Source organism: Stutzerimonas stutzeri, from assembly GCF_002890895.1.
GTDB lineage: Bacteria > Pseudomonadota > Gammaproteobacteria > Pseudomonadales > Pseudomonadaceae > Stutzerimonas > Stutzerimonas stutzeri_AB.
In genome coordinates this window covers 25,928-50,020 of sequence record NZ_POUL01000008.1, presented here as the reverse complement: position 1 = coordinate 50,020, position 24,093 = coordinate 25,928, and the positions used below count along the sequence as shown (strand labels likewise).

Sequence of the window (24,093 nt, the reverse complement as noted above, 5' to 3'; positions counted from 1 at the left end):
ACCTTATTTGCGCTTCATCGACATGAAGAATTCTTCGTTGGTCTTGGTGTCCTTGAGCTTGTCGAGCAGGAACTCGATCGCAGCGCTTTCATCCATTGGGTGCAGCAGCTTGCGCAGAATCCAGATGCGCTGCAGCTCTTCTTCGCTGGTCAGCAATTCTTCGCGGCGAGTACCCGAACGGTTGATGTTGATCGCAGGGAATACCCGCTTCTCGGCGATACGGCGATCGAGCTGCAACTCGAGGTTACCGGTACCCTTGAATTCCTCGTAGATCACCTCGTCCATCTTCGAGCCGGTTTCCACCAGCGCGGTGGCGAGAATGGTCAGGCTGCCGCCTTCCTCGATATTTCGCGCGGCACCGAAGAAGCGCTTGGGCTTTTCCAGAGCGTGGGCGTCGACACCACCGGTCAGTACCTTGCCGGAGCTCGGGATCACGGTGTTATAGGCACGGGCCAGACGGGTGATGGAGTCCAGCAGGATGACCACATCCTTTTTGTGCTCGACCAGACGCTTGGCCTTTTCGATCACCATTTCAGCAACCTGCACGTGGCGGGTCGGTGGCTCATCGAAGGTAGAGGCGACCACTTCGCCACGCACGGTGCGCTGCATTTCGGTCACTTCTTCCGGGCGTTCATCGATCAGCAGGACGATCAGGTGACACTCGGGGTTGTTGCGGGTGATGTTGCTCGCGATGTTCTGCAGCATGATCGTCTTGCCCGCTTTCGGCGGGGCCACGATCAGACCGCGCTGACCCTTGCCAATCGGAGCACAGAGGTCGATTACGCGACCGGTCAGGTCTTCGGTCGAGCCATTTCCGGCTTCCATCGTCAGTCGCTTGTTGGCGAACAACGGGGTCAGGTTCTCGAACAGAATCTTGTTCTTCGCGTTTTCCGGGCGATCGAAGTTGATCGTATCGACCTTGAGCAGCGCGAAATAACGCTCGCCTTCTTTTGGCGGGCGAATCTTGCCGACGATGGTGTCGCCGGTACGCAAGTTGAAACGGCGGATCTGGCTCGGCGAGACGTAGATATCGTCTGGGCCGGCAAGATAAGAAGAATCCGCGGAGCGCAGGAAGCCGAAGCCATCCTGCAGGATCTCCAGCACGCCGTCACCGGAGATTTCCTCACCGCTTTTCGCGTGCTTTTTCAGCAGAGAGAAAATCACGTCCTGCTTGCGCGAACGGGCCATGTTGTCGATGCCCATCTGTTCGGCCATTTCCAGCAGTTCGGTGATGGGCTTTTGCTTAAGTTCGGTCAGATTCATAGAGAGAGATCAGAAGGGATGAAGAAAGCGATTAGCTTGAGAAGCCGCGCAGCAGGAGACGAACAGGTTCGTTGTGCTTTAAGAGGCTGAAGTGCGTCGGCGACGGCATGCAGAGGGCGACGGAGAAGCGTCGCAGGGCCGAATTTAGCACCGTGCAGGCGAAGCGTCCACCCTGCAGTCATAAAAAAGCCCCCGCAATTGCGAGGGCTTTTGAAAACAGCAGCGATGAATCAGATATTGCTATCCAGAAACGCCGCCAGCTGTGACTTCGACAGAGCGCCTACCTTGGTCGCCTCGACGTTGCCGTTCTTGAACAGCATCAGGGTCGGAATGCCGCGAACACCGTACTTGGGCGGGGTTTCCTGATTTTCATCGATGTTCAATTTGCAGACTTTGAGCTTGCCTTCGTATTCCTTGGCGATTTCATCGAGTACCGGAGCGATCATCTTGCACGGACCACACCATTCAGCCCAGTAATCGACCAGAACAGGTCCATCGGCCTGGAGCACGTCCTGCTCGAAGCTGCTGTCACTGACATTGTTGATGTATTCGCTCATGGAGTTTCTCCAGGGTCAAAATCAGAAGTGACGCCATCATAGCCCGGCTTGGTGCGGATCGAAAGTCGCAGCCTGTCGCTCGGGCAATAGACCATGGGCGGCACCATGGAATCGACAACGGCGGATGGTGGCCCGGCGCTGCGCGTTGGCGGATGTCGACGATCATGTCAGGATGTCGGGGTTTTGCACAGAGACCGCCCCATGCGCCCAACAGCCGCCGAACCCTTTCCGATGATTGCTGCCCTGGATCTCGGCTCGAACAGCTTCCATATGGTACTGGCCCGCACCAGCAACGGCGAGATGCGCATCCTCGAGCGGCTCGGCGAAAAGGTCCAGCTGGCCGCCGGCATCGACGAGAACAGACAGCTCGACGACGCTGCCATGCAGCGCGGGCTGGACTGTCTTCGCCGCTTCGCTCAATTGGTCAACCATCTTCCCCAGGGCGCCGTGCGCGTGGTCGCTACGAATGCCCTGCGCGAGGCACGCAACCGCGCGCAGTTCATTCGCCAAGCCGAGACGATCATCCAGCATCAGGTCGAAGTCATTTCAGGCCGAGAAGAAGCACGACTCATCTACCTGGGCGTATCGCATACTTTTCCCGCCTCGAGCGGCAAGCGCCTGGTCGTCGACATTGGTGGTGGCAGCACCGAGTTCATCATCGGGGAAGGTTTCGATTCGCAGTTGCGTGAAAGCCTGCAGATGGGCTGCGTGAGCTTTACTCAGCGGTTTTTTCAGGACGGCAAAATCACCCCAGCCCGTTACGCCCAGGCTTACACCGCAGCCAGGTTGGAGCTGATGAGCATCGAGCACGGCCTGCGCCGGCTAGGCTGGCAGGACGCCGTCGGCGCCTCTGGCACCATCCGCGCCGTCGGCCTGGCAATCAAGAGTGCCGGGCTCAGCAACGGCGAAGTCACCGCTGATGGCATCGGCTGGCTCAAGCGCAAGCTGTTCAAGCTGGGCGATGTGGAAAAGCTCGACATGGACGGCATCAAGCCGGACCGCCGGGGTATCTTCCCCGCGGGGCTGGCCATCCTCGAAGCGATCTTCGACGCCCTGGAACTCACCAGCATGGCGCATTCCGAAGGCGCGTTGCGTGAAGGCGTGCTCTATGACCTTATCGGTCGGCATCACCAGGAAGACATCCGCGACCGCACCCTGAGCTTTCTCATGGAGCGCTACCACGTCGACACCGAACAGGCGGCGCGGGTAGAAAGCAAGGCGCTTGAGGCGTTCGATCAGGTCTCATCGGACTGGGGACTGGATGAGGAATGGCTGCGTGAATTGCTCGGCTGGGCCGCCCGAGTGCATGAGGTGGGCCTGGATATCGCCCACTATCACTACCACAAGCATGGCGCTTACCTGATCGAGCACTCCGACCTGCCCGGCTTCTCGCGGCAGGATCAGCAGATGCTGGCGCTGCTGGTTCGCGGCCATCGGCGCAACATACCCAGGCAGAAATTCGAAGAAATGAGCGAGGACGGCGTGAAGCTGACCAGACTCTGTGTGCTGCTGCGCTTCGCGATCCTTTTTCACCACATCCGCGGCCCGCAACAAGCGCCAGCGTTTCAGCTCAACGCCGGCGACAACAGCCTGGACGTAGCCTTTCCTGATGGCTGGCTAGCCGACAATCCGCTGACCCAGGCTGATTTCGCCCTGGAAGCGGACTGGCTCAAGCGAATCGATTTCACCCTCAGCGTACGCTGAATCCAGCGGGCAGCGGAGCAATTCGCCCGCCGCCTCCTCTAGTAGCCGACTGCTTATCGCGCAGTCGGGCTACCCAGACGTTCCAGCAAAGCGTTCTGTACGTTTCGCGGGTTCTGGTTACCACTCGGGCTGTTACGAAGATAACTGCCGTCCGGCTGCAGCACCCAACTCTGGGTGTTGTCGGTCAGGAAGCCCTCGAGCTCCTTCTTCACCCGCGTCACCAGCTTCTTGCCTTCGACCGGGAAGCAGGTCTCGACCCGGCGATCCAGGTTGCGCTCCATCCAATCGGCGCTGGACAGGTACAGCTTCTCATCGCCCCCGTTGAGGAAATAGAACACGCGGCTGTGCTCGAGGAAGCGCCCGATGATCGAGCGCACCTGGATATTGTGCGAGACCCCGAGAATCCCGGGGCGCAGACAGCACATGCCGCGGACGATCAGATCGATGCGCACGCCGGTCTGACTGGCCTTGTACAGCGCCCGGATCATTTTCGCGTCGGTCAGCGAGTTGATTTTGAGGATGATGTGCGCAGGCTTGCCTTCGCTGGCGTGCTGCGTCTCCTGGGCGATCATGTCCAGCAGCGCCTTTTTCAGCGTAAAGGGCGCGTGCAGGAGTTTTTTCATGCGCATGGTTTTGCCCATGCCGATCAACTGGCTGAACAGCTTCGACACGTCTTCGCAGAGTGCATCATCCGAGGTCAGCAGGCTGTAATCGGTGTAGAGCCGCGCGTTACCGGCGTGGTAGTTGCCCGTACCGAGATGGGCGTAGCGCCGCAGTTCACCATTCTCGCGGCGCAGGATCAGCATCATCTTGGCGTGGGTCTTGTAGCCCACCACGCCGTAGATCACTACGGCCCCGGCCTGCTGCAAGCGACTGGCCAATTGCAGGTTGGACTCCTCATCGAAGCGCGCCCGCAGCTCAATGACCGCGGTAACCTCTTTGCCGTTACGCGCGGCTTCCACCAATGCGTCGACGATTTCCGAGTTGGCACCAGAGCGATAGAGCGTCTGCTTGACGGCCAAGACGCAGGGATCCTTCGCCGCCTCGCGCAGCAGGTCGATCACCGGAGTGAATGATTCATAGGGGTGCAGCAGCAGGATGTCCTGTTTGCCAACCACGCTGAAGATGTTTTCGCTGTTCTGTAACAGCTTCGGGATTGCGGGCGTGAACGGGGTGTACTGCAGTTCGGGATGGCTCTCCAGCCCTGTAATACTGAACAGCCGGGTCAAGTTGACCGGCCCGTTGACCCGATACAGCTCGCTTTCGCTCAGGCTGAACTGCTTGAGCAGGAAGTCGGCGAGGTGCTTTGGACAGGTATCCACTACCTCCAGCCGCACGGCGTCGCCATAGCGCCGAGAAATCAGCTCTCCACGCAACGCTCGCGCCAGGTCCTCGACATCCTCGGTATCGACCGACAGGTCCGCATTGCGCGTCAGGCGGAACTGGTAGCAGCCCTTGACCTTCATGCCATGGAACAGGTCATCGGCGTGGGCGTGAATCATCGATGAGAGGAATACGTGGTTGGCACCAGGCCCGCCGACCTCCTCTGGCACCCGGATAACGCGGGGCAACAACCGCGGCGCCGGAATGATCGCCAGCCCGGAATCTCGGCCAAAGGCATCGATCCCTTCAAGCTCGACGATGAAGTTCAGACTCTTGTTGACCAGCAACGGGAAGGGGTGAGTGGGATCCAGCCCGATGGGCGTGATGATCGGTGCGATCTCATCACGGAAATAGCGGCGCACCCAGGCCTTGATCTTGGTTGTCCAGTTGCGCCGCCGAATAAAGCGCACCTGATGTTTGACCAGCTCCGGCAGCAGCACCTCGTTGAGGATCGAATACTGCCGATTGACCTGTTCGTGAACCAACTCGGAAATCCGCGCAAGCGCCTGGTGCGGCTGTAGACCGTCAGCACCGGCCTGCTCACGCGCGAAAGTGACCTGCTTCTTCAGCCCGGCAACGCGAATTTCGAAGAACTCATCCAGGTTGCTGGAAAAGATCAGCAGGAACTTCAGCCGCTCCAGCAGCGGATAGGACTCGTCCAGCGCCTGTTCCAGCACGCGGATGTTGAATTGCAGCTGTGACAGCTCACGGTGGATATAGAGGCTGTTGTCGTCCAGATTCGGCGGCGGGGCCGGCGGTGCTGGCACCTCCTCTGTCTTATCCACCTCCGGCGCTGGCGGGGTCACTTCCTCGAGGGGTTGCGCCTCGATGGCAGCAGCCTGCAATTCACTTTCGCTGAGTCCCTGGTTAGTCATCGATCTGCCTCGGCAGGGCTCATCGCCCCTGTTTTAATTGTTGTGCCGCCTGTTTGGCGAAATAGGTAAGAATGCCATCGGCACCTGCACGCTTGAAGGCGGTCAGCGATTCGAGGATCACGGCATCGCTCAGCCAGCCATTCTGAATCGCGGCCATGTGCATCGCATATTCGCCACTGACCTGGTAGACGAAGGTCGGCACTCGGAAGGTATCTTTGACCCGCCAAAGAATATCCAGATAGGGCATGCCCGGCTTGACCATGACCATATCGGCGCCTTCTGAAAGGTCTGCGCCGACTTCGTGCAGCGCCTCGTCACCATTGGCCGGGTCCATCTGGTAGGTGTCCTTGCTGCCCTTCCCCAGATTCGCAGCCGAGCCAACCGCATCGCGGAACGGCCCGTAGTAGGCACTGGCGTATTTGGCCGAATAGGCCATGATCCGCACATTATGGTGATCGGCCACTTCCAGCGCTTCGCGAATCGCCTGGATACGTCCATCCATCATGTCTGATGGCGCGACCACCTGTGCGCCCGCCTCTGCGTGAGACAGGGCCTGACGGACCAGCGCATCGACCGTGACATCGTTCTGCACGTAACCGTTTTCGTCGAGAATGCCATCCTGACCATGAGTGGTGAAAGGATCCAGCGCAACGTCGGTGATGATGCCGAGTTCCGGGAAGCGCTCGCGCAGCGCACGGGTGGCGCGCTGGGCAATGCCCTCGGGATTCCAGGCCTCTGCCGCATCGAGGGATTTCTTGTCCAGAGGGGTAACCGGGAACAGCGCCAGCGCCGGAATGCCCAGCGCGACCAGCTCTGCAGCCTCTTCCAGCAACAGGTCGATCGAAAGGCGCTCTACGCCAGGCATCGACGGTACCTGCTCGCGACGGTTTTCGCCGTCGAGAACAAACACGGGCAGGATCAGATCGTCCACACTCAACCGATTTTCGCGCACCAGTCGGCGGGAAAAATCATCACGACGATTGCGACGCAGCCGAGTAGCGGGGAACAACCGATTGGCAGGAACGAAACTCACAACAAACTCCTGGCCCGCCTGGCGGGCAATATGACGTTTATAAGCCGACGGCGTGACAGATTGATGACAGCCCCATCAGCGTCGACCGAAGATGACCCTCATTGTCGCCACCCCGGGCAGGCTCTGCCAGTGCTTTGAACAGTCAACACCCGTAGCGACGGGCCTGGTCCGGACGCGCCGGCGGTTGAACACCCGTCGTGTTGAGGCATCCAACCATTATCGCGGCGGGCTTACCTTGAGCCTTGCCAAGGGCTAGCATCGAAGGCATTGGCCTGGCGCAATTGCCAGGCTGCCGAATCTGACCAGGAGTACCCTCAATGAATAGAAAAGTCGCCGTGATTCTTTCCGGCTGTGGCGTATACGACGGCTCGGAAATCTACGAGAGCGTGATCACGCTGCTGCGCCTGGACCAGCGTGGCGCCAAGGTTCAGTGCTTTGCGCCGGACATCCAGCAAATGCACGTGATCAATCACCTCACTGGCGAGGAAATGTCCGAAAGTCGCAACGTGCTAACCGAATCGGCGCGCCTGGCCCGGGGGGAGATCAAGGCGCTGCACGAAGCCAATGTCGAAGAATTCGATGCGCTGATCATCCCGGGCGGCTTCGGCGCGGCCAAAAACCTGTCCGACTTTGCCACCCAAGGCGCCGGCTGTACGGTTCTTCCTGAGGTATTGTCACTGGCCAAGGCATTTGCCGAGGCCGGCAAACCGGTCGGCATGATGTGCATAGCGCCGACCATGGCGGCGCAGATCTTCGGCCGCGGCGTGGTCTGCACGCTGGGCAACGACGACGATCCCGCTGCAGCCGCAGCGCGGGAGATGGGCATTGAGCACCAGGCGTGCGAGGTTACCGAGATCGTTGAGGACTCTCGGCACAACCTGGTGACGACCCCTGCCTACATGCTGGCGCAGTCCATCAGCGAGGCGGCCTCGGGCATTTACAAGCTGGTCGACAGGGTACTGGCGCTAACCGGCAAATAGGCCCCCGCCCCGCCTGCTCGCAACTCCCGCCCGACGGTGGGAGTTGTAGCACGGCCACCGTGGCGATCCAGCCAATCTCACCGGCGCTCCCGCCGCGCCGCTGGTCAATCCCGTCGCCCTCCGGCAGCTTAGTTGGACCTGCCCGAGAGCCTGACGCATGAATCACCCCATCGACACCATCGAAGAACAACAACACGCCGTGCGTCAGCTGTTCGAACGCATTCCGTTCAATGAATACCTTGGCATCGAACTGGACGAAGTGTCCCGCCAGCGCGTGGTGATGCACCTGCCAATGAAACACGAGCTGGTCGGCAACTTCTTTCACGGCATTCTGCATGGCGGGGTGATCGCGTCACTGCTCGATGTCGTGGGCGGCGCCATGGCGATGATCGGAGCCTTCGAAAAGCATCAGCACCTGACAACCGAGGAGCGTGCCTTGCGCCTGTCGCGCCTCGGCACCATCGACCTGCGAATCGACTATCTGCGCCCAGGGCGTGGTGAACGCTTCAGTGCCGCCGCAACGCTGTTGCGTTCCGGTAACAAGGTGGCAGTGGTGCGCTCCGAACTGCACAACGAAGACGGAGTGTTGATCGCAGTAGGTACAGGTACCTATCTCTGCGGCTGATCGGATATTTCGACCTGCAGCCTGATTCGACCGGCTACCGAGGTCGGTTAGCGGTCGCTGGTGCGGGAGAGCTGCGTTAATAGACGGTCCAACGCGTTGGCGAAGGCTTGACGGTCCCGCTCGCCATACGCCGCCTGCCCACCGCCCACCTGGCCCTGCTCTCGTAGATCAGTGAACAGATTGCGCACCGCCAGGCGATCGCCCATGTTGCGCTCGTCGAATTCACGCCCGCGCGGATCGAGGGCGGCCACGCCTTTCTTAACCAGGCGATCCGCCAACGGCACATCGCTGCAAATCACCAGCTCGCCAGGTTGCGCATGCTCGACCAGATAATCATCGGCGGCGTCCGGCCCGCTCGGCACGACGATCAAGCGAACACAGGCGAAGGCCGGTTTGACTTGGCTCTGACCCGCGACCAGCAAGACCTCGAACTTGCGTTTGAGGGCGAACTTGATCAGCTGCTCTTTAGCGGCCTTGGGACAGGCATCGGCATCAACCCATACCCGCATCGGCGCGGCCGCCGTCATGCCACCGCCCGCCGCACCGTAGCCAACAAGGCTGCAGCACCGGCAAACATGGCGGCGAAACTGCGATTGACCAGGCGCTGCTGACGCGGCGTACGCAACAAGCGCAAGACTCGGGACGCCAGCCCGGTGTAGCCCGCCATGACGATCAGGTCGACAACCACCATCGTCGCGCCCATATGCAGGTACTGCAGTATCAGGTCACGCTGCGGGTCGAGAAATTGCGGCAGCACCGCGAGAATGAACACGATGGCTTTGGGGTTACTGGCATTGACCAGAAAACCGCGAAACACCAACGCCAAAGGTCGACCGATCGGCCGCGGCGCAGCGCTGTCGTCGAGCATCGAAGGCACCGCCTGCCACTGCTTGAGCGCCAACCACAGCAGGTAGGCGACACCGAACCATTTGATCAGGCTGAAGGCGAGCGACGAAGTTGCCAGCACCGCCCCGACCCCAGCGGCCACCACAGCTATCTGCATTGCCAGCGCGATCTGCAAGCCGATCGCGTTCCAATAACCGCGCCAGAAGCCGTACTGCAATCCGCAGGACATCGAGGCGATCGCTCCCGCCCCCGGCGACAGGCTGATGACCCAACAGGCAACAAGAAAGGCAAGCCAAGTTTCGAGCGTCATGATTGATCCTCCAAGAAGCTGCGCCTGCAGGCGCAGCTTTCAGCGCAGCCTTAGTCTGGCATGTCTTTGCCGAGCTTTACCGGCTCCTTCAGCTTGCGCTTCATGGCCTTGCGCATGCGGATGTTCAGCGCCTCGACGCCCAGCGAGAAGGCCATGGCGAAGTACACGTAGCCCTTGGGCACATGCGCGCCGAAAGCTTCGGCCACCAGCAGGGTGCCGACAACGATCAAGAACGACAGCGCGAGAATTTTGAGCGTTGGATGCTTCTCGATGAAATCGCTGATGGTACCCGCGGCGAGCATCATCACGCCGACAGCGATAACGATCGCGGCGACCATCACCTGTACGTTATCCACCAGGCCCACAGCAGTGATCACCGAGTCCAGCGAGAAGACGATATCGATCACCGCGATCTGCAGGATGATGCCAACGAAGCCTGCTTTGACCGCACCTCCAGTGGTGCTTTCCGACTCTTCTTCGCCCTCAACGCTGTGCCAGATTTCCATCGTGCTCTTGAACAGCAGAAACAGGCCGCCGAAAAACAGGATCAGGTCACGCCCGGACACACCGTGCTCGAATACGGTGAACAAGTCATTGGTCAGGCGCATGACCCAGGCGATCGATAGCAACAAGAGAATCCGCGTGCCCATTGCCAGTGCCAGGCCGAAGAAACGCGCCTTGGGTTGCTGCTCTTTTGGCAAGCGTCCAACAAGGATGGAGATGAAGATGATGTTGTCGATACCCAGGACGATTTCCAGGGCGGTCAGGGTCAAGAATGCGACCCATATTTCAGGGCTGCTCAGCCATTCCATGCGTACTACTCGTGTGCGTTGTGATGAGGGGGCTGGATCTCGGTACCGCGCCAGCGACGCAATACTTTCTGGAAGAACAAGCTGTTGGGCACCTGAACGATGGCGCCCGTTCCGCTATCGGCGGACTCCTCCAGCGTGGTGTACAGCAGGTTTATATCGATCACGCGCCCTTTGACGATCGGCTTGTCGAAGCTTTCCACCAGCTCCACCATGTCGCCCAACCGGAACGGGCCAACGGTCATGATCAGCACGGCGCAAAGCAGGTTGGAGAGCACACTCCACATTGCAAAGAAGGCCACCGCCGCCACGGCCACGAATCCTGAGAAGGCGGTCCAGATAACCGTTGCGGATACACCGAAGCGCTCTAGCACCATGATCAGCGCGCCACCGATGATCAACCAGCGGATGCCACCGCGCAGCGGCAGAAGCAATTCAGGCGGCAGCGGATAGCGACTGCCAAGCCGCCCGAGCCCGCGCACCACCAATCGCTGCAGGAGGTAGGCAGCCAGCAGAATCACCAGCACCTGCAACCCGAGCAACAAGGGATCGCGCCATTCCATCAGCAGTCGCTCGTTCATGCACTGCCCTCGAGCTCGCCCTGCAAGGTTTCCAGCGCCTCGAGCGCGCCCAGCCAGGCCTCTTCCAGCTCGCTCTCGCGCACCTTCAGCTCCGCCTGTTTGGCCAGCAGCTCGCGCAGTTCGTCCTTGCGAGCGACCTCGTAGAGGGCTGCATCACCGAGGCGCTGCTCCAGGTCGGCCAGCTTTTCATGGACTCCGACGAGATCCTTTTCGAGCTTGTCAGCCTGACGTTTGAGCGGCGCGAGTTGCTGTCGCAGCGCGGCCGCCGCCTGACGCAAGGCGCGCTTATCGGTTTTGTCGCCGGCCTGCTCGTTCGTGGTCACCGGCTGTTGCCGCGTGCGGTAGTCCGCTAGCCAGCGGGCATAATCTTCGAGGTCTCCGTCGAAAACCGCGACCCGCCCCTCAGCGACCAGCAAGAACTCGTCGGTCGTGCTCTTGAGCAAGTGACGATCATGCGACACGACCAAGACGGCACCGTCGAAATCCTGCAGCGCAAGCGTCAGCGCCAGGCGCATTTCCAGATCCAGGTGGTTGGTCGGCTCGTCGAGCAGCAACAGATTGGGCTTACCCCAGGCGATCAGCGCCAGCGCCAGCCTGGCCTTTTCACCGCCCGAGAAATTGAGAACCGGCTCATCGCAGCGATTACCGCGAAAGTCGAAACCACCGAGAAAATCACGCAGTACCTGTTCACGTTCGCCAGGAGCGATGCGTTGCAGATGCAACAGCGGACTGGCCTTGGCGTCCAGAGCATCGAGTTGATGCTGGGCAAAATAGCCGATAACCAGGTTTTCACCACGCTGCAGACGCCCTGCCAGGGGCTGCAGCTCGTTGGCAAGTGTCTTGATCAGCGTCGACTTGCCCGCGCCGTTGGGCCCGAGCAGGCCAATCCGGGCGCCGGGCACCAGCTGCAGCTTGACCTTGTCCAGCACCTGCTTGTCACCGTAGCCAAGACGCCCCTCGGCTAGATCCAGCAGCGGGCTTGAGACTCGGTCCGCCTCGCGGAAAGCAAAGTCGAACGGCGAATCGATATGTGCCGGCGCCAACTCCTCGAGCTTTTCCAGCGCCTTGATCCGGCTCTGCGCCTGTCGCGCCTTGCTGGCCTTGGCTTTGAAACGCCGAATGAAGTCTTCCATGTGCTCGCGCTGAGCCTGTTGCTTTTCGAACGCCTGCTGCTGCTGCGCCAGGCGCTCGGCACGGGCCCGCTCGAAGGCCGAGTAGCCCCCGCGATAGAGCGTCAGCTTGCGCTGCTCGACGTGCACAACATGACCGACAACCTCGTCGAGGAAGTCGCGATCATGGGAAATCAGCATCAACGTGCCCGGATAGCTCTTGAGCCAGGCTTCCAGCCAGAGGATGGCGTCAAGGTCGAGGTGGTTGGTGGGCTCGTCGAGCAGCAACAGATCAGACGGACACATCAGCGCTTGTGCGAGGTTCAGGCGCATCCGCCAGCCGCCGGAGAAGCTGCTGACCGGAAGATCCATCTGCTCGTTGGCAAAGCCCAGGCCGGCCAACAACTTGCGCGCTCGGGCGTCAGCGGTATAGCCGTCGGCATTGTCGAGTTCGGTGTGCAAGCGAGCCAGCGCGCCGCCGTCGTGGACGGTTTCAGCCTCGATCAATGCCGCCTGAACGCGACGCAACTCGGTATCGCCGTCCAAGACGTAATCGACCGCCAACCGATCGAGCGTGTCGACCTCCTGGCGCATGTGCGCAATGCGCCAGTCCGGTGGCAGCTGACAGTCGCCCCCGTCGGGGGTGAATTCGCCACGCAGCAAGGCGAACAGGCTGGATTTGCCGGCACCATTGGCGCCAACCAGCCCGACCTTCTGGCCAGGATGCAGGGTCAGCTCGGCGCCTTCCAGCAAACGCTGGGGGCCGCGCTGTAGAGTCAGGTTCTGAAGTCGGATCATAATGGCGGCGGAGTCTATCAGGTCGCCCGGAAATCCATCCGGCTGCGCACGAAAAAATCCTTACAGATGAACAACGACGACCTCTGGAAGTTCGCCCTCGCCTGCTATGCAGAGCCCGACGTGGAAAAGGCGTGCCTTGAGCTGCAAGCATTAGGGCTGGACGTCTGCCTGTTGCTCACCTGCGCCTGGTTGGAAATCCGGGGCGTCCGTCAAAATGCGCAGCGCTTGGAACAGCTGAAACAGCTCAGCCTGGACTGGCAGCGCGCAGTTGTAGTGCCCCTACGAAGTCTGCGCCTGGCGTGGCGTGAGCAGGCAGCCACCGACACCGAGCTCGAAGGCCTGCGAAAATGCGTCAAGCGATTGGAACTGGATGCCGAACGGGTTCAACTTGATCGCCTTCAACAGGCCACACAACACTGGCGCACGGAGGACGGATCGGATGACTGGCTGAATCAGCTAAGCACGAGCGTCGACGGCGACGCCCGTGCATTACTGAACGTGCTGCGCCGTGCAGCTACTCAGCTGGATGCTGACGGGGCGGGCTGATCGGCACTACCAGCCTTGGCTGAGGCCGGCTTGCGCGCGGCGGCGGGTTTGGCAGCGCCCGAAGGTTTGGCTGTAGATGCTTTTGGCTTTGCGCGGCTACTGGCGGGCCGAGCAGGACGTTTCGCCGCGCTGGTTGCGGCGGCCTGGCTGCTGGAGGTGTTAGTCGTAGCGGATTTGCCACTCGCAGCCTTGGAAGCGGCCGGTCGAGCGCGGGTTGTGGCTGCGGGCTTGCGCGCTGCCGTGCTCGAATTGCTGGAAGATTGTTTGGCTGGCGCTTGCTTGGTTGTCGCCGGCGCGGCCTTGCGTTGCGTGGTAGCCGAACGTGCCGGCGAGGCTTTGCTTCGCGATGCCAGCGCTTGCGCTGCGGCCTCTTCTACCTGAGTGACGCCTCTCGCCAGGCTCAAGCTCTGCTCAGCGTCGCGCTTGAGGTCGGCCAGGTAACTCAAGGTTTCGCTCTGCCGCGCCTGCAGCAAGGCGAGCATGTCATCCAGTTCGGCCAGCCTAGCGCGAGCCTTGCTTTGGGCTTTCGACTTGCCCGCATTGCCAGCCTCATCGAGCTTGGCTCTCGCTTTGATCAGTTTTTCCTGCGTCTTGCCCCGCTGTTTTTCGAGCTTGGCCAGGAGAATCTCTGCGTCCTTCTGTGCATCGGTGCAGGCTTTTTCCAGATGCACGACCAAACTCTTCGATAACTGCTGAAGCAAGTGCAGCGGAGTCGTGACCGCGTTTTTCTTTGCTGGCATGAAAGCGCCTCCTGGCGGGATTGGTGCAGCCATACTAGACGGGCTGCAGTGATCCGCCAACCGACCAGCGAAGCGTGCCCCAAGCAATCCTTCGCTCGCAGCTGACCGGCAGGTTCCGGTCAGGCGGTAGCTGCGGGCTCTTTGTGCGCGGTGTGCAACACTTCGATCAGGCAGTCTTCCAGCTCGAAGCGCTCATGCAGCAACTGACCCAGATGTTTCAGCTCTTCTGAAAGGCCAGGGCTTTCCAGGCAATCGCCCTTGTCGCACCGATCATTAAACGCCACTGCCACCTGGGTTATCGCCTCGATACGAGGGTAAATCTGACGTGCCAGATCCAGCCCGCGCTTGTCACCGAAGGCTTCAGCTTCGTTGAGCAGTTGCTCGTAGATCTCGAAATGACCCGCCGACACGTAGTCCAGCAGTATTTCGCAGAATTTTTGCAAGGCCGGGCGGGTAGCCGCTTCGGCACCCCCATGCAGCCCATCGAATGCGTTGATCAATGCATGGCGTTCTTGCAGCCAGCGGTCGATCAGCAGGTGCACACCTCCCCAGCGTTCCTGGGCGTTCCGACAGCTCTCGAGCATGATGACCTCACTTTCCCTAATCGATGATGCCTGTTGCGCCTTCCGAGACGGTTTTTTGTCTTGGGATATCGGCCTTGGGTGAGTGACAGCGAAATTGGCAGAAAACCGACGCCGCCTGGGCAGACTAAGCTGCGCGGAACGAAGCATCAAGCAGCAGGGATGAATTTCATCTGGCCAGACTTGAGCATCAGCGCTTCGCCCTGCTCATTGACCATCAGGCGAGACGATCATTCGCTCGCCTCGTCAAAAAGCCTAGTCGCGACGCAGCAACTGCCAGAAACAGAACACAGCCATTGCAATGAATGCGAGCAACGTCCACTCCGGAATGCTCATACCGAGCAGTGTCCAGCTGACTTCAGCGCATTCGGCCGTACCATGAAGCACCAGCCGGGCGATCTCCTGGAACGGCAGCGCATCCATCATGTATTCGAGACTGGGCAAGCAGCTCGGCAACTGATCGGCAGGCATGTTCTGCAGCCAGATCTGGCGTATCGCCGTACCCCCACCTGCCACGGCGAACAGGAGTGCCAAAGACGAATAAACGCGGCGACCGGTCCTGCCCGGACCGTGCAAGGCAGCGACCAGGCAGACCAGGCCAAAACCGATGACACAGATACGCTGAACGATGCACAACGGGCATGGCGCCAGCCCGACAACATGCTCGAGATAGAGGGCAGCGATCATCATCAACGCGCAGCCAATGAAGGCCAGAAGAAACAGCGAACGTGGGCTGGCCAGGTTCATGGCGACTCCGCAGACAGGAAAAGTTCGCTACGGTAGTGCGGCACGCAGCGCGCTGCAAGCCATACGCAAATCGCCGCAGCGGCGCGGGACGGATGTCACGACCCGAGCTGCCACGGCGAACGTTTTTGACTAACTGCTGCTGGTTGTTTGTATTTGGTTGACGTCGGGGTGAGCAAGGAGCCCCAGGCCTTCCTGAAACAGCCGATTGCTGCGCTCGTTGTCGCCCAGCTGGGCTAGCAATCGCGCCAGCTCGGCGCAAGTTTCCGGACGGTGCTCGAAACGCAGACTGGCCTCGAGGTAATCGCGCGCCTTGCCCCACAGCGCGTTGCGCATGCTCAGCCGACCAAGCGCGAGCAGGAGCTCCGCGTTCTCCGGATGAGCCTTGAGCCAGCCCTCTGCGTTCGCCAGCTGACGCGCCGCGTCCTGACCGCGGACGCGCCCATAGCGCTCGACCAGACGATCATCGAACTGGCGTTTGAGCGCTGCATAGAGCACCTCTTCGGCCTTGGCGTCCGCACCCAAACGGGACAATCCGTCAGCGTAGGCACGCACCAATAGCGACTCACTGCGTAACCCGGAAGGAACGGCCTGCCATTTCTGATTGAGGGCCTGCAGAGCGTCCTCATTGCTGGTCGTCGCGGCCTGGCCGGATTGCTCAAGTGCTGCAGTCCAGGCCAACAGCTCCAGCTCACTCAGGCGAGCCGGCGGCAAAACACGGTGCTTTCGCAGCTCAGGCAGCAAACGGCACAACGCGGACCAGTCTTGCAGCTGAACGTAGAGTTGCTGAAGCAGCGTCAGCACATAGGCATGACGAGGATGTTCGCTGTGCAGGGCATTGAGCGTTTCCCGCGCCTCCCGGTATTGGCCCCTGGCAATTTGCAGCTGAGCCTGGGTCAAGCCAACCGCAAGCCCTGACTCGGGCTCGCGCTCCTTTGCCTTGCGCAGCAACTCGTCGCTCTGCTCGTGCTCGCCCAACTCATTGGCGGCACGCGCCGCGCCGAGATAATGCACAAGGGGTTGGTGATCGTGCTCGGCCGCGGAGCGCAAATGGCCCAACGCGTGACTCCACTGTCCCTCGGCCAGTTCTCGCAAACCGCTTCGTGATGCCTTGCTGACACGCCGTTCACGGTGGCGACGCGACCACGGATTAACCAGAGCCCCGGATGTATGCAAAAGGCCGAGCACCCAGTGCACCACCATTGCCAGCAACCAGAGGCAAGCGATCAGGCCCAGAAAAATCCAGAAACTCGATTCGTAGCGGAAGCGGTCGTAGCTGATCAGGACATAACCAGGATCCTGTGCGATGGCCCAGCCGAGAAACCCGACGATCGCTATAAGCAGGATCAGGACAAAGGCGAATCGCTTCATGCGCGCTGCCCCTCTTCGGTCGCGGCGCCGTCAGTAGCCGGCTGCTCCGGTTGTGGGCTCGCCTCTTCTGCCGGCTGTTCTGCTGGTTGTTCTGCTGGCTGTTCAGGACTGCTGTCAGCGGACGACTCGGCACCTTCGGACGATTCACGCTTCTGCACATAGGTCTGCAACGCGCGGAGCGCCGGCGCCAGATCCGGCAGACTGACCGAGACCTGGCGTTTTTTCAGCTCTTCAATGCGATCGCGCAGCCCTCGACTCTGACCGTTTTCCTCGCTGAAGAGGTCCTTGATCAACTGCGCCGCCTGATCGAGCGATTGCTGATAGACCTCTTCGTTGCCATTGAGCACGGCCCACTGCGCCTGTTCGATAGCCAGCGACAAGGCCAAGCGCACCTGCGCCAGGCTTTGTCCGGCAAGCAGCGGTTTGACGCTATTACCGGAATCGAAGTCGATACGGACATACCGCGTCAGCTCATTCAGCCAACGCTGCCAGCGACTATCAGACTGTCCTCCATCAGCACCGGGTCCCGCCTCGAATTCCGGTGCCAGGCCGTTGAGCTGGTTGGCCTGACCACGCAACGCGCCAAGCTGGAGAAACAACCCGGTACGGTCCAGCTCCGGCAGACTGCGCAACGCTTCAAGCCCTTCGAGCAACTTCTGCCGTGCTGCGTAAGCGCCGGGATCGTCCTGCTTGCGCAGGATCAGGTCCGCCTCGGCGAGCAGCGATTCGGCGCTGTTCACGTCCTGCATCGCCGACAGACGCAACATCGCCATGCGCAGCAGATGCTCGGCCTCGGCAAGTCGCCATTGCTCGCGGCTAGCCCCGAGAACCTGTTCGACACGCCCCGCCAGCCGCTGCTGATCAGTTTGCAGCTCGGAAAGCAAACGGCGACGATCCTCCAGCTGTTCGGCTGAGGGCAGTTGTTCCAACTTGCCGAGACGGCTGGCCAGTTGCTGGCTGCGCTCACCCAACTGCCGGGTCTGTTCGCTCGTAGCCTGGGCCGACTGCTGCTGTTGCTGCTCCTGATCGGCGAGCTGCTGAGTCTGCCAGACGCTGTAGCCCCCCGCAGCCAGACCGGCCAGGCCGACTAACAGGGCCAGACCGGCCAACCCCTTGCCGCCGCTACGCGCATCGGGCTTGGCAGCGGACGACGTTTTTGGTGGCGGCGCCTTGGGCGGTTCTTTCGAATCCTTCTGCGAATCTTTCTTGACCGAATTCTGAGCTGCGACGGAGTCGTTGCCCTTGGGTTGCTGCGGTGCCTTGTCGGAGTCTACTTCGCTCACGTTTCCATCCTTTGCATCAGGAAGCGGGCCCGGGAGTGTCCCGTAGCGCCGCCAGCAAAGCCGCGGTTCCAGCACCGCGGCAGTCCACAATTCTTTTAGCACCCAACGCCGCGGCCATCTCGGCCACACGCGGGCTGGGTACGAACAAGGGTAGTTCACGCAGCGCTGACCAATCGAATCCTGCCAACTCGCGTAACGACTGCAAACCCTGTCCACTGCTGACCACCATGGCATTCAGCCGTTCCGAACGAACCAACTTGATGAGTCGGTCGCGCGGGTAGTCAGGCAGGTATCTTCGGTACAGTTGGAGGCTGTCGACGTGCGCGCCGCGGGCGCGTAGCGTGTCGGCGATAAGCTCACGCCCGCCTTCGCCTCGAAGGATCAACACCTTTGGATGAGGCGCGCTTATCGCGTCGGCGAGCCGTGGCAAGGCAAGCAGGGCTTCGCTGTCATCGCCTACGGCCGGCCAGCTAACGTCCAGTCCGTAATCGGCCAGTATCGCGCCGGTCGCTGCACCAACACTGAACCACGCCTGCCCTGCGGGCTGCTGCGGCCAGTAGCGACGGAGCAGCTCCAAGGCCAACCTGGCAGCCGGTTTGCTGACAACCACCACCGCAGCGTAACGGTCCAGCTCCAGCATGGTCGTGCGCTGCTGAGGTGTTTCGGCGAGCGCCTCGATGGCCAGGAGAGGCAGGCTTGCACTGTGAATTCGCAGCTCCTCCAGCGTGGCGGCCAGCGCCGCACACTCCTCAGCCGGTCGCGTCAGCAATAGACGCCAGCCGCTCACGCCTTGCCGGCCTCGCCATAAATATCCTGGAGGATCTTTCCAGCGCCTTGCTGCAGCAACTCTTCAGCGATACGCACGCCGAGCGCTTCGGCTTCAGCGTTGGGTGCGCGACCTTCAGCGCGCAGGAGCAAAGCACCGTCGGGCTGTCCGACGAGCCCACGCAACCACAGCTGATCGCCTTCGAGGACCGCATAACAGGCGATCGGAACCTGACAGCCCCCGTTGAGGTGGCGATTCAGCGCACGCTCGGCCGTGACGCGAAGCGCGGTATGCGGATCGTTCATGCATTGGAGCAGCTCATGCAGCTCGGTATCGCCGGTTCGGCACTCGATCCCGACCGCGCCCTGCCCGCCCGCGGGCAGGCTGTCTTCGACACTGATGCTGGCACGGATGCGCTCGCCGAAGCCTAGCCGGATCAGGCCGGCCGCCGCGAGGATGATCGCGTCGTACTCGCCTGCATCAAGCTTGGCCAGACGGGTGTTCACATTGCCACGCAGAAACTGAATCTTGAGATCGGGCCGACGCGCCAGCAGTTGAGCCTGGCGCCGCAGGCTGGAAGTACCTACGACCGCGCCGGAGGGCAGCGCATCGAAATTCTCGTAGTGATTGGAGACGAACGCATCGCGCGGATCCTCCCGCTCACAGATGCAGTACAGGCCGAGCCCCTCGGGAAACTCCATCGGCACATCCTTCATGGAGTGCACGGCGATGTCCGCCTCGTTCTCCATCAGGGCCGTTTCCAATTCCTTGACGAAAAGGCCTTTGCCGCCAATTTTCGCCAACGGAGCATCAAGCAATTTGTCGCCCCGACTGACCATCGGCACCAGGCTCACCGTTATGTGCGGATGTGCGGCTTCCAAGCGCGCCTTGACGTATTCGGCCTGCCACAGGGCCAGGGCACTCTTGCGGGTAGCGATGCGAATTTCGCGGGACATGAGCAATTCCAGACAGATTGAACTGCCGGCGATGATAACAGGCCAGGAATGGCGATCGGGTTGGCAGGGATCAAGGAAAGCCGTCCGGTGGACGGTTGAGCTGGAACGCGGCGCCTGTCCTTAGCGCCGATACCGGATCAGATGTTTTGCATCAACTTGCGCACACCAGCGACATGCCGACGGCTGACCGTCAACGGCTCGCCTTCAAGCCCCTTGAGGAACAGCTGAAAATGTCCAAGGGGCGTGCGCTGCAAGCGCTCGATACGGTCACGATAGACCAGCGCATTGCGGTGGATGCGGACGAAACGATCGCCGAACTCATCCTCGAGCGCCTTGAGCGGCTCATCCAGCAGCACCTCGCCGCCTTCATGACGGAGAGTGACGTATTTGTGGTCGGCGATGAAGTAGATCACTTGTGGCAACGGGATCAGCTCAATGCCCTTGCGGGTCCGCGCACTGATGTGGCTGCGCGGGCCGGTACCACTCACTGCGGCCGGACGGGTCAACGCCGCGAGCTGAACCCGGTTGGGCCGCTCGGCTTTCTTCAACGCTTCAGCGAGATGCTCAGGCCGTACCGGCTTGACCAGATAACCGACCGCACTGACCTGGAAGGCATCCAGCGCGAACTCGTCATGGGCGGTACAGAAGATCACCGCGGGGGGTGCATCGCGCTCGCACAGTTTGGCTGCAACCTGGAGGCCATCAAGCCCGGGCATACGGATATCCAGCAACACAACATCGGGACGCAGTTCCTCGATCAGGGACAGCGCCTCTTCGCCATTGGAGGCGGAAGGTTCCAGGACACGATAGCCGTCAAGGTCACCTACCAGTCGGCTGAGGCGCTCGCGGGCTAGAGGTTCGTCATCGACAATCAGCACATTCATACAGTTCTGGCTTCCTGCTTTTGTGTCGCACACGGATAGCGTAGACAGGTGTAGTAACGGGCATTACGCCGCTCCACGCTGAGACTCGCCGCGGGACCGAAAAGTGCCGTTAGTCGTGCGTCTATATTGTGCAGCGCTTGCTGAGTCCCTCTAGATGGGAGCTTTGAAGCCGCTTCGTCAAAGGGGTTACTGACCTGCAAATGGAACACGCCGTCAGCATAATACGCCGCCACGCTGACCACCCCGCCCTCGATTCTTGGCTGGATTCCATGTATCAGCGCGTTCTCCAGCAGCGGCTGCAGCGTGAGCTGGGGAATCGGTAGATCATCCGGCACGGCGTCGACTTGCCATTCGACGCTCAAACGCTCGCCGAGCCGGTACTGTTCGATGGAAAGATACCGGCGTGACAATTCCAGTTCTTCGCGCCAGGGCACCAGAGTGCCGGGGCGGGCCAGGCTGGCGCGGAACAGATCGGACAGATCGAGCACGGCTTGCTCGGCTTTGGCCGGATCGGTGACCACCAGGCTGGCGATGCTGTTCAGGCTGTTGAACAGAAAGTGCGGCCGGATACGCGCCTGCAACGACTCGATGCGCGCGCGCAGCTCGGCCTGTTCCTGCCGCCGCCATTGGCTCTGCAGATAGAAATAGCGCAGCAGCAGGCCCGACATGATCAAACTGATCAGTGCATGACGCAGATAAAGATTCACCTCGCCGACGCGGGTCAGCGGGCCGCCAAGCTGGTAGATATCGGCGACCGCCGTGCACGCCAGCGTCAACCCGACCACCATGGCACAGCAGGCAAGCCCTGCCAGCCAGGCCGGCAACCTCGCCAGCAGCGGTCGCAACTGACAGGTCAGGCCGGCCGACAGCAACATCACCCATTGCACGAACAGGGACGACAACGCCAGGCGCATCCAGTTGAACCCAGGCTGCATCGGCTCGGCGAGCACTAGCACCAACACCAGCAACTCAGCGAGCAATACCAGGCCAAGCAGGGCATCGGGCTGGCACAGCTCAGGCACGAAGAAGTCATCGACAGGGGCCGCGGGCCGCGTTCGATCGGTTTTTTTTGTTCGCATGCATCGAGTTTCCGCGCGGCGTGAGCGCAAAGCAAGGTGAGCCCGGCAATGCGGCGCCTGCCGTTGCGCAGAGGCAGCCTAGTCTATCGGCTCGGTTTAATCCGAAGGTGACGAGCGGTCGCCACTTCAAAGCTTCGGCAGTCATGAAAGTGGCGCTTTCGGCCGATAAAAGGAGTTCTACGAACGCCTCGCTATAGCGCATGATGGCTTAATGATTGCATCACAGCATCAACTTCGTCCTTCGCTATCGCTGCCTCAGGAGTATCGACCCGTGCTGCTGTTTTCCTCTTTGCGTAGCCGCTTGCTACGACCAGTATTCCTGACACTGTGCGGCGCCGTGCTGGTGCAAGTCGTGGTTGCGCTCGCATTGACCCGGAGCACCATCGACGGGCTCGAGCACGACATCGAACGAAGCCTGAGTGAGGACTCCACGCGCCTGCTGCAAGCGCTGCGCACTGCTGATGCCGAGGTTGGCAGCGGGCTTTCCGGCCTGGCCAAACGCATGACGAATGACCTGTCCCAGGGCCTGACGCAGCGCTTGACCGAAGAGCAGGAGCAGCTAAAAGAAGTGCTTGAGCGACACCTCAAGCAGTCCGGCGACGACCTCGCCACGCTGCTCGCCGGCGTTGCGCCAGCAGCGATCTGGGACAACGACGTACCGGCGCTGACTGAATTCGTCAGGATGGCTCACCGCAACCCAGCCGTTGTTTTCGTCGTCTACTTCGACGCCAATGGCAACCAGCTTACCCGCCACCTGAATCGCCAGGATCCCCGAGTCAAGGCACTGCTGGACAAGGGCACGGGACGTACCGCGTTCGACAAGGTGCTGTCGGCGGCCGAGAACGACCCCACGCTTTATCTCGCCAAAACATCGATCAACCCCAAGGGCGCGGACATCGGCCAGGTCATGCTCGGCTTCTCCACCTCTGCGGTGAGCACCGAGCTGGCCGCCTTCGACAACCGCTTCCAGACACTGGTCGCCAGCGGAGCGGAACTGGTGGAAGCTGGACTTGCCACCACCGCCAGCGACAGTGCGAAGATCATGGCGTCAGGTCTGGCCGCTGCGACGGAGGTAGCACAAAGCATCGAGTCCAATAGCCAGAAGGCCGTCGAGCGCTCAGCTTCGGCGCTGTTATGGAAAATCAGCGTCGGCCTTGTTGTCACCGGGGCATTGCTGCTGCTCGCCGTCACGCTGGTCCTTGGGCGCCAGGTGCTGCGCCGGCTGGGCCTGCTCAACACCGCGCTGCGCGGGCTGTCGGCGGGCCACGGCGATCTCACCCAGCGCGTGAAAATCCACAGCGCAGACGAAGTGGGCGAAATGGCTGACGCGGTCAATCTGTTCCTGGCCAAACTTCAGCCAATCGTTCAGGAAGCGCGCGCCATCGCAGTGCAGACCGGCGCGGAAATCGACACCCTGGGCAACCGCAGCCGCTCTGCTGCAGCCGCTGCCGAGCGCCAACGTGACGAAGTCGCCGGAAGCCTACAGGCGCTGGCCGACATGACCCAGCGCGCGCAAGACGAAAGCAGAGCCATGCAAACCGCGCTTGATCAGGTCGCCTCGATTCGCAAGGCCGCGGTAGACAACGAGGCAATTTCCGAGCAGGTGGGCCGCACGATCGAGGCACTTGGCAGTGGTGTACAGACAAGCGCCTCAGTCATCGAGGAACTGGCCAATCAGAGCGAGCAGATCGAGGTGGTACTGACCGTCATCCGGGGCATCGCCGAACAGACGAATCTGCTTGCCTTGAATGCTGCCATCGAAGCCGCACGCGCCGGCGAGAGCGGTCGAGGATTCGCCGTGGTGGCTGACGAAGTACGAGCACTCGCCAGCAAGACTCAGCAATCCACCGGCGATATCCAGGCGCATATCGAAAGCCTGCAACGCGGTGCTCGCGATGCCGTCTCGGCAATCAACACTGTCGGCAAGCAAGCTGAAAGCGGCCTGGCTTCCCTTGGCAGCAGCCGCGACCTACAGCGTGCGCTACAGACTGCCGTCGAGCAGGTGCATCAGGTGGTAAGGGAGACAACCAAAGGCGCAGAGCAGCAAGCCAGCGCGGCAACGGCCGTCCGTCAACGGGTCGAGGTCATTCTGACCGAAGCCGAACGCTCCGCCGATGCGGTGACTGCGACCGCAGCCAGCGGCAAGGAACTGGGTGTGCTCGCGCAAAGGCTCGAAGCCAGCCTCGGGCAGTTCAGGGCTTGATAAAGCCGCTCGCTGGGTAGGGCCATCGCAGAAGCCATGGCTAACCCTGTTATCATTCGGGCCCTTC

The 24,093-nt window shown here is 61.1% G+C and carries 23 protein-coding genes; 5 read left to right on the top strand and 18 right to left on the bottom strand.

Annotation, left to right across the window (positions count from 1 at the left end; genetic code table 11):
- Positions 1-3 precede the first annotated feature (3 nt).
- Both rho and trxA read right to left on the bottom strand, forming a co-directional pair.
- Positions 4-1,263: a transcription termination factor Rho gene (gene rho / locus CXK96_RS15310; protein ID WP_019341285.1), complete on the bottom strand. Its 1,260-nt coding sequence runs from the start codon at positions 1,261-1,263 to the stop codon at positions 4-6.
- 230 nt (positions 1,264-1,493) lie between these two features.
- Positions 1,494-1,820, bottom strand: a complete 327-nt coding sequence (gene trxA / locus CXK96_RS15305) for a thioredoxin TrxA (protein WP_019341284.1) — start codon at positions 1,818-1,820, stop codon at positions 1,494-1,496.
- 201 nt (positions 1,821-2,021) lie between these two features.
- Between trxA and ppx the strand changes: the two genes are divergently transcribed.
- A complete protein-coding gene (ppx, locus tag CXK96_RS15300; RefSeq protein WP_102837304.1) occupies positions 2,022-3,524 on the top strand; it encodes an exopolyphosphatase in 1,503 nt (500 codons plus the stop codon).
- 53 nt (positions 3,525-3,577) lie between these two features.
- On the opposite strand, the gene ppk1 is transcribed toward ppx, so the two are convergent.
- Positions 3,578-5,782: a polyphosphate kinase 1 gene (gene ppk1, locus CXK96_RS15295; protein ID WP_102837303.1), complete on the bottom strand. Its 2,205-nt coding sequence runs from the start codon at positions 5,780-5,782 to the stop codon at positions 3,578-3,580.
- Between the two features lie 19 nt (positions 5,783-5,801).
- Positions 5,802-6,815, bottom strand: coding sequence for a porphobilinogen synthase (hemB, locus tag CXK96_RS15290; protein WP_102837302.1), 1,014 nt, complete (start codon positions 6,813-6,815; stop codon positions 5,802-5,804).
- 317 nt (positions 6,816-7,132) lie between these two features.
- Here hemB and elbB point away from each other — a divergent pair, with 317 nt between their 5' ends.
- The gene (gene elbB / locus CXK96_RS15285) at positions 7,133-7,795 is read left to right on the top strand and encodes an isoprenoid biosynthesis glyoxalase ElbB (protein ID WP_102837301.1); all 663 of its coding nucleotides are present in this window, start codon (positions 7,133-7,135) and stop codon (positions 7,793-7,795) included.
- A 157-nt stretch (positions 7,796-7,952) separates the two neighbouring features.
- The gene (locus CXK96_RS15280) at positions 7,953-8,420 is read left to right on the top strand and encodes a thioesterase family protein (protein WP_102837300.1); all 468 of its coding nucleotides are present in this window, start codon (positions 7,953-7,955) and stop codon (positions 8,418-8,420) included.
- A 47-nt stretch (positions 8,421-8,467) separates the two neighbouring features.
- Here CXK96_RS15280 and CXK96_RS15275 read toward each other — a convergent pair whose 3' ends face one another.
- The 5 genes from CXK96_RS15275 to CXK96_RS15255 are packed head-to-tail and all read right to left on the bottom strand — an operon-like array spanning position 8,468 to position 12,873.
- Positions 8,468-8,929: a YaiI/YqxD family protein gene (locus tag CXK96_RS15275; RefSeq protein WP_102837407.1), complete on the bottom strand. Its 462-nt coding sequence runs from the start codon at positions 8,927-8,929 to the stop codon at positions 8,468-8,470.
- A 14-nt stretch (positions 8,930-8,943) separates the two neighbouring features.
- Positions 8,944-9,576 (bottom strand): LysE family transporter, encoded by a 633-nt coding sequence (locus CXK96_RS15270; RefSeq protein WP_102837299.1) that lies wholly within the window; start codon positions 9,574-9,576, stop codon positions 8,944-8,946.
- A gap of 50 nt (positions 9,577-9,626) precedes the next feature.
- Positions 9,627-10,388 carry a TerC family protein gene (locus CXK96_RS15265; RefSeq protein ID WP_102837298.1) on the bottom strand — a complete coding sequence of 254 codons (762 nt, stop codon included), beginning with the start codon at positions 10,386-10,388 and terminating at the stop codon, positions 9,627-9,629.
- A 5-nt stretch (positions 10,389-10,393) separates the two neighbouring features.
- A complete protein-coding gene (locus CXK96_RS15260) occupies positions 10,394-10,966 on the bottom strand; it encodes a mechanosensitive ion channel family protein (RefSeq protein WP_102837297.1) in 573 nt (190 codons plus the stop codon).
- Complete coding sequence (locus CXK96_RS15255) at positions 10,963-12,873, bottom strand: ATP-binding cassette domain-containing protein (RefSeq protein ID WP_102837296.1); 1,911 nt, start codon at positions 12,871-12,873, stop codon at positions 10,963-10,965. The genes CXK96_RS15260 and CXK96_RS15255 overlap by 4 nt, the downstream gene beginning before the upstream one ends.
- Positions 12,874-12,939: 66 nt before the next feature.
- Here CXK96_RS15255 and CXK96_RS15250 point away from each other — a divergent pair, with 66 nt between their 5' ends.
- A complete protein-coding gene (locus CXK96_RS15250; RefSeq protein WP_102837295.1) occupies positions 12,940-13,419 on the top strand; it encodes a TIGR02444 family protein in 480 nt (159 codons plus the stop codon).
- Here the strand turns inward: CXK96_RS15250 and CXK96_RS15245 are convergent.
- The 9 genes from CXK96_RS15245 to CXK96_RS15205 all read right to left on the bottom strand — a co-directional run bounded on the left by CXK96_RS15245 (position 13,392) and on the right by CXK96_RS15205 (position 21,823).
- Positions 13,392-14,159: an AlgP family protein gene (locus CXK96_RS15245; protein ID WP_102837294.1), complete on the bottom strand. Its 768-nt coding sequence runs from the start codon at positions 14,157-14,159 to the stop codon at positions 13,392-13,394. The genes CXK96_RS15250 and CXK96_RS15245 overlap by 28 nt on opposite strands.
- 119 nt (positions 14,160-14,278) lie before the next feature.
- Positions 14,279-14,743 (bottom strand): sigma D regulator, encoded by a 465-nt coding sequence (gene rsd, locus CXK96_RS15240; protein WP_102837293.1) that lies wholly within the window; start codon positions 14,741-14,743, stop codon positions 14,279-14,281.
- A 252-nt stretch (positions 14,744-14,995) separates the two neighbouring features.
- A complete protein-coding gene (locus CXK96_RS15235; protein WP_102837292.1) occupies positions 14,996-15,487 on the bottom strand; it encodes a disulfide bond formation protein B in 492 nt (163 codons plus the stop codon).
- A 129-nt stretch (positions 15,488-15,616) separates the two neighbouring features.
- Complete coding sequence (locus CXK96_RS15230) at positions 15,617-16,855, bottom strand: heme biosynthesis HemY N-terminal domain-containing protein (RefSeq protein WP_102837291.1); 1,239 nt, start codon at positions 16,853-16,855, stop codon at positions 15,617-15,619.
- Complete coding sequence (locus CXK96_RS15225) at positions 16,852-18,138, bottom strand: uroporphyrinogen-III C-methyltransferase (RefSeq protein ID WP_102837290.1); 1,287 nt, start codon at positions 18,136-18,138, stop codon at positions 16,852-16,854. Before CXK96_RS15225 ends, CXK96_RS15230 begins: the two co-directional genes overlap by 4 nt.
- Before the next feature lie 16 nt (positions 18,139-18,154).
- Positions 18,155-18,925 carry a uroporphyrinogen-III synthase gene (locus tag CXK96_RS15220; protein ID WP_102837289.1) on the bottom strand — a complete coding sequence of 257 codons (771 nt, stop codon included), beginning with the start codon at positions 18,923-18,925 and terminating at the stop codon, positions 18,155-18,157.
- Positions 18,922-19,860, bottom strand: a complete 939-nt coding sequence (gene hemC / locus CXK96_RS15215) for a hydroxymethylbilane synthase (RefSeq protein WP_102837288.1) — start codon at positions 19,858-19,860, stop codon at positions 18,922-18,924. The genes CXK96_RS15220 and hemC overlap by 4 nt, the downstream gene beginning before the upstream one ends.
- 137 nt (positions 19,861-19,997) lie before the next feature.
- Positions 19,998-20,744 (bottom strand): LytR/AlgR family response regulator transcription factor, encoded by a 747-nt coding sequence (locus tag CXK96_RS15210; protein ID WP_102837287.1) that lies wholly within the window; start codon positions 20,742-20,744, stop codon positions 19,998-20,000.
- A complete protein-coding gene (locus CXK96_RS15205; RefSeq protein ID WP_102837286.1) occupies positions 20,741-21,823 on the bottom strand; it encodes a sensor histidine kinase in 1,083 nt (360 codons plus the stop codon). Before CXK96_RS15205 ends, CXK96_RS15210 begins: the two co-directional genes overlap by 4 nt.
- Positions 21,824-22,094: 271 nt before the next feature.
- Here CXK96_RS15205 and CXK96_RS15200 point away from each other — a divergent pair, with 271 nt between their 5' ends.
- Positions 22,095-24,026 (top strand): methyl-accepting chemotaxis protein, encoded by a 1,932-nt coding sequence (locus tag CXK96_RS15200; RefSeq protein ID WP_102837285.1) that lies wholly within the window; start codon positions 22,095-22,097, stop codon positions 24,024-24,026.
- Positions 24,027-24,093: the final 67 nt, after the last annotated feature.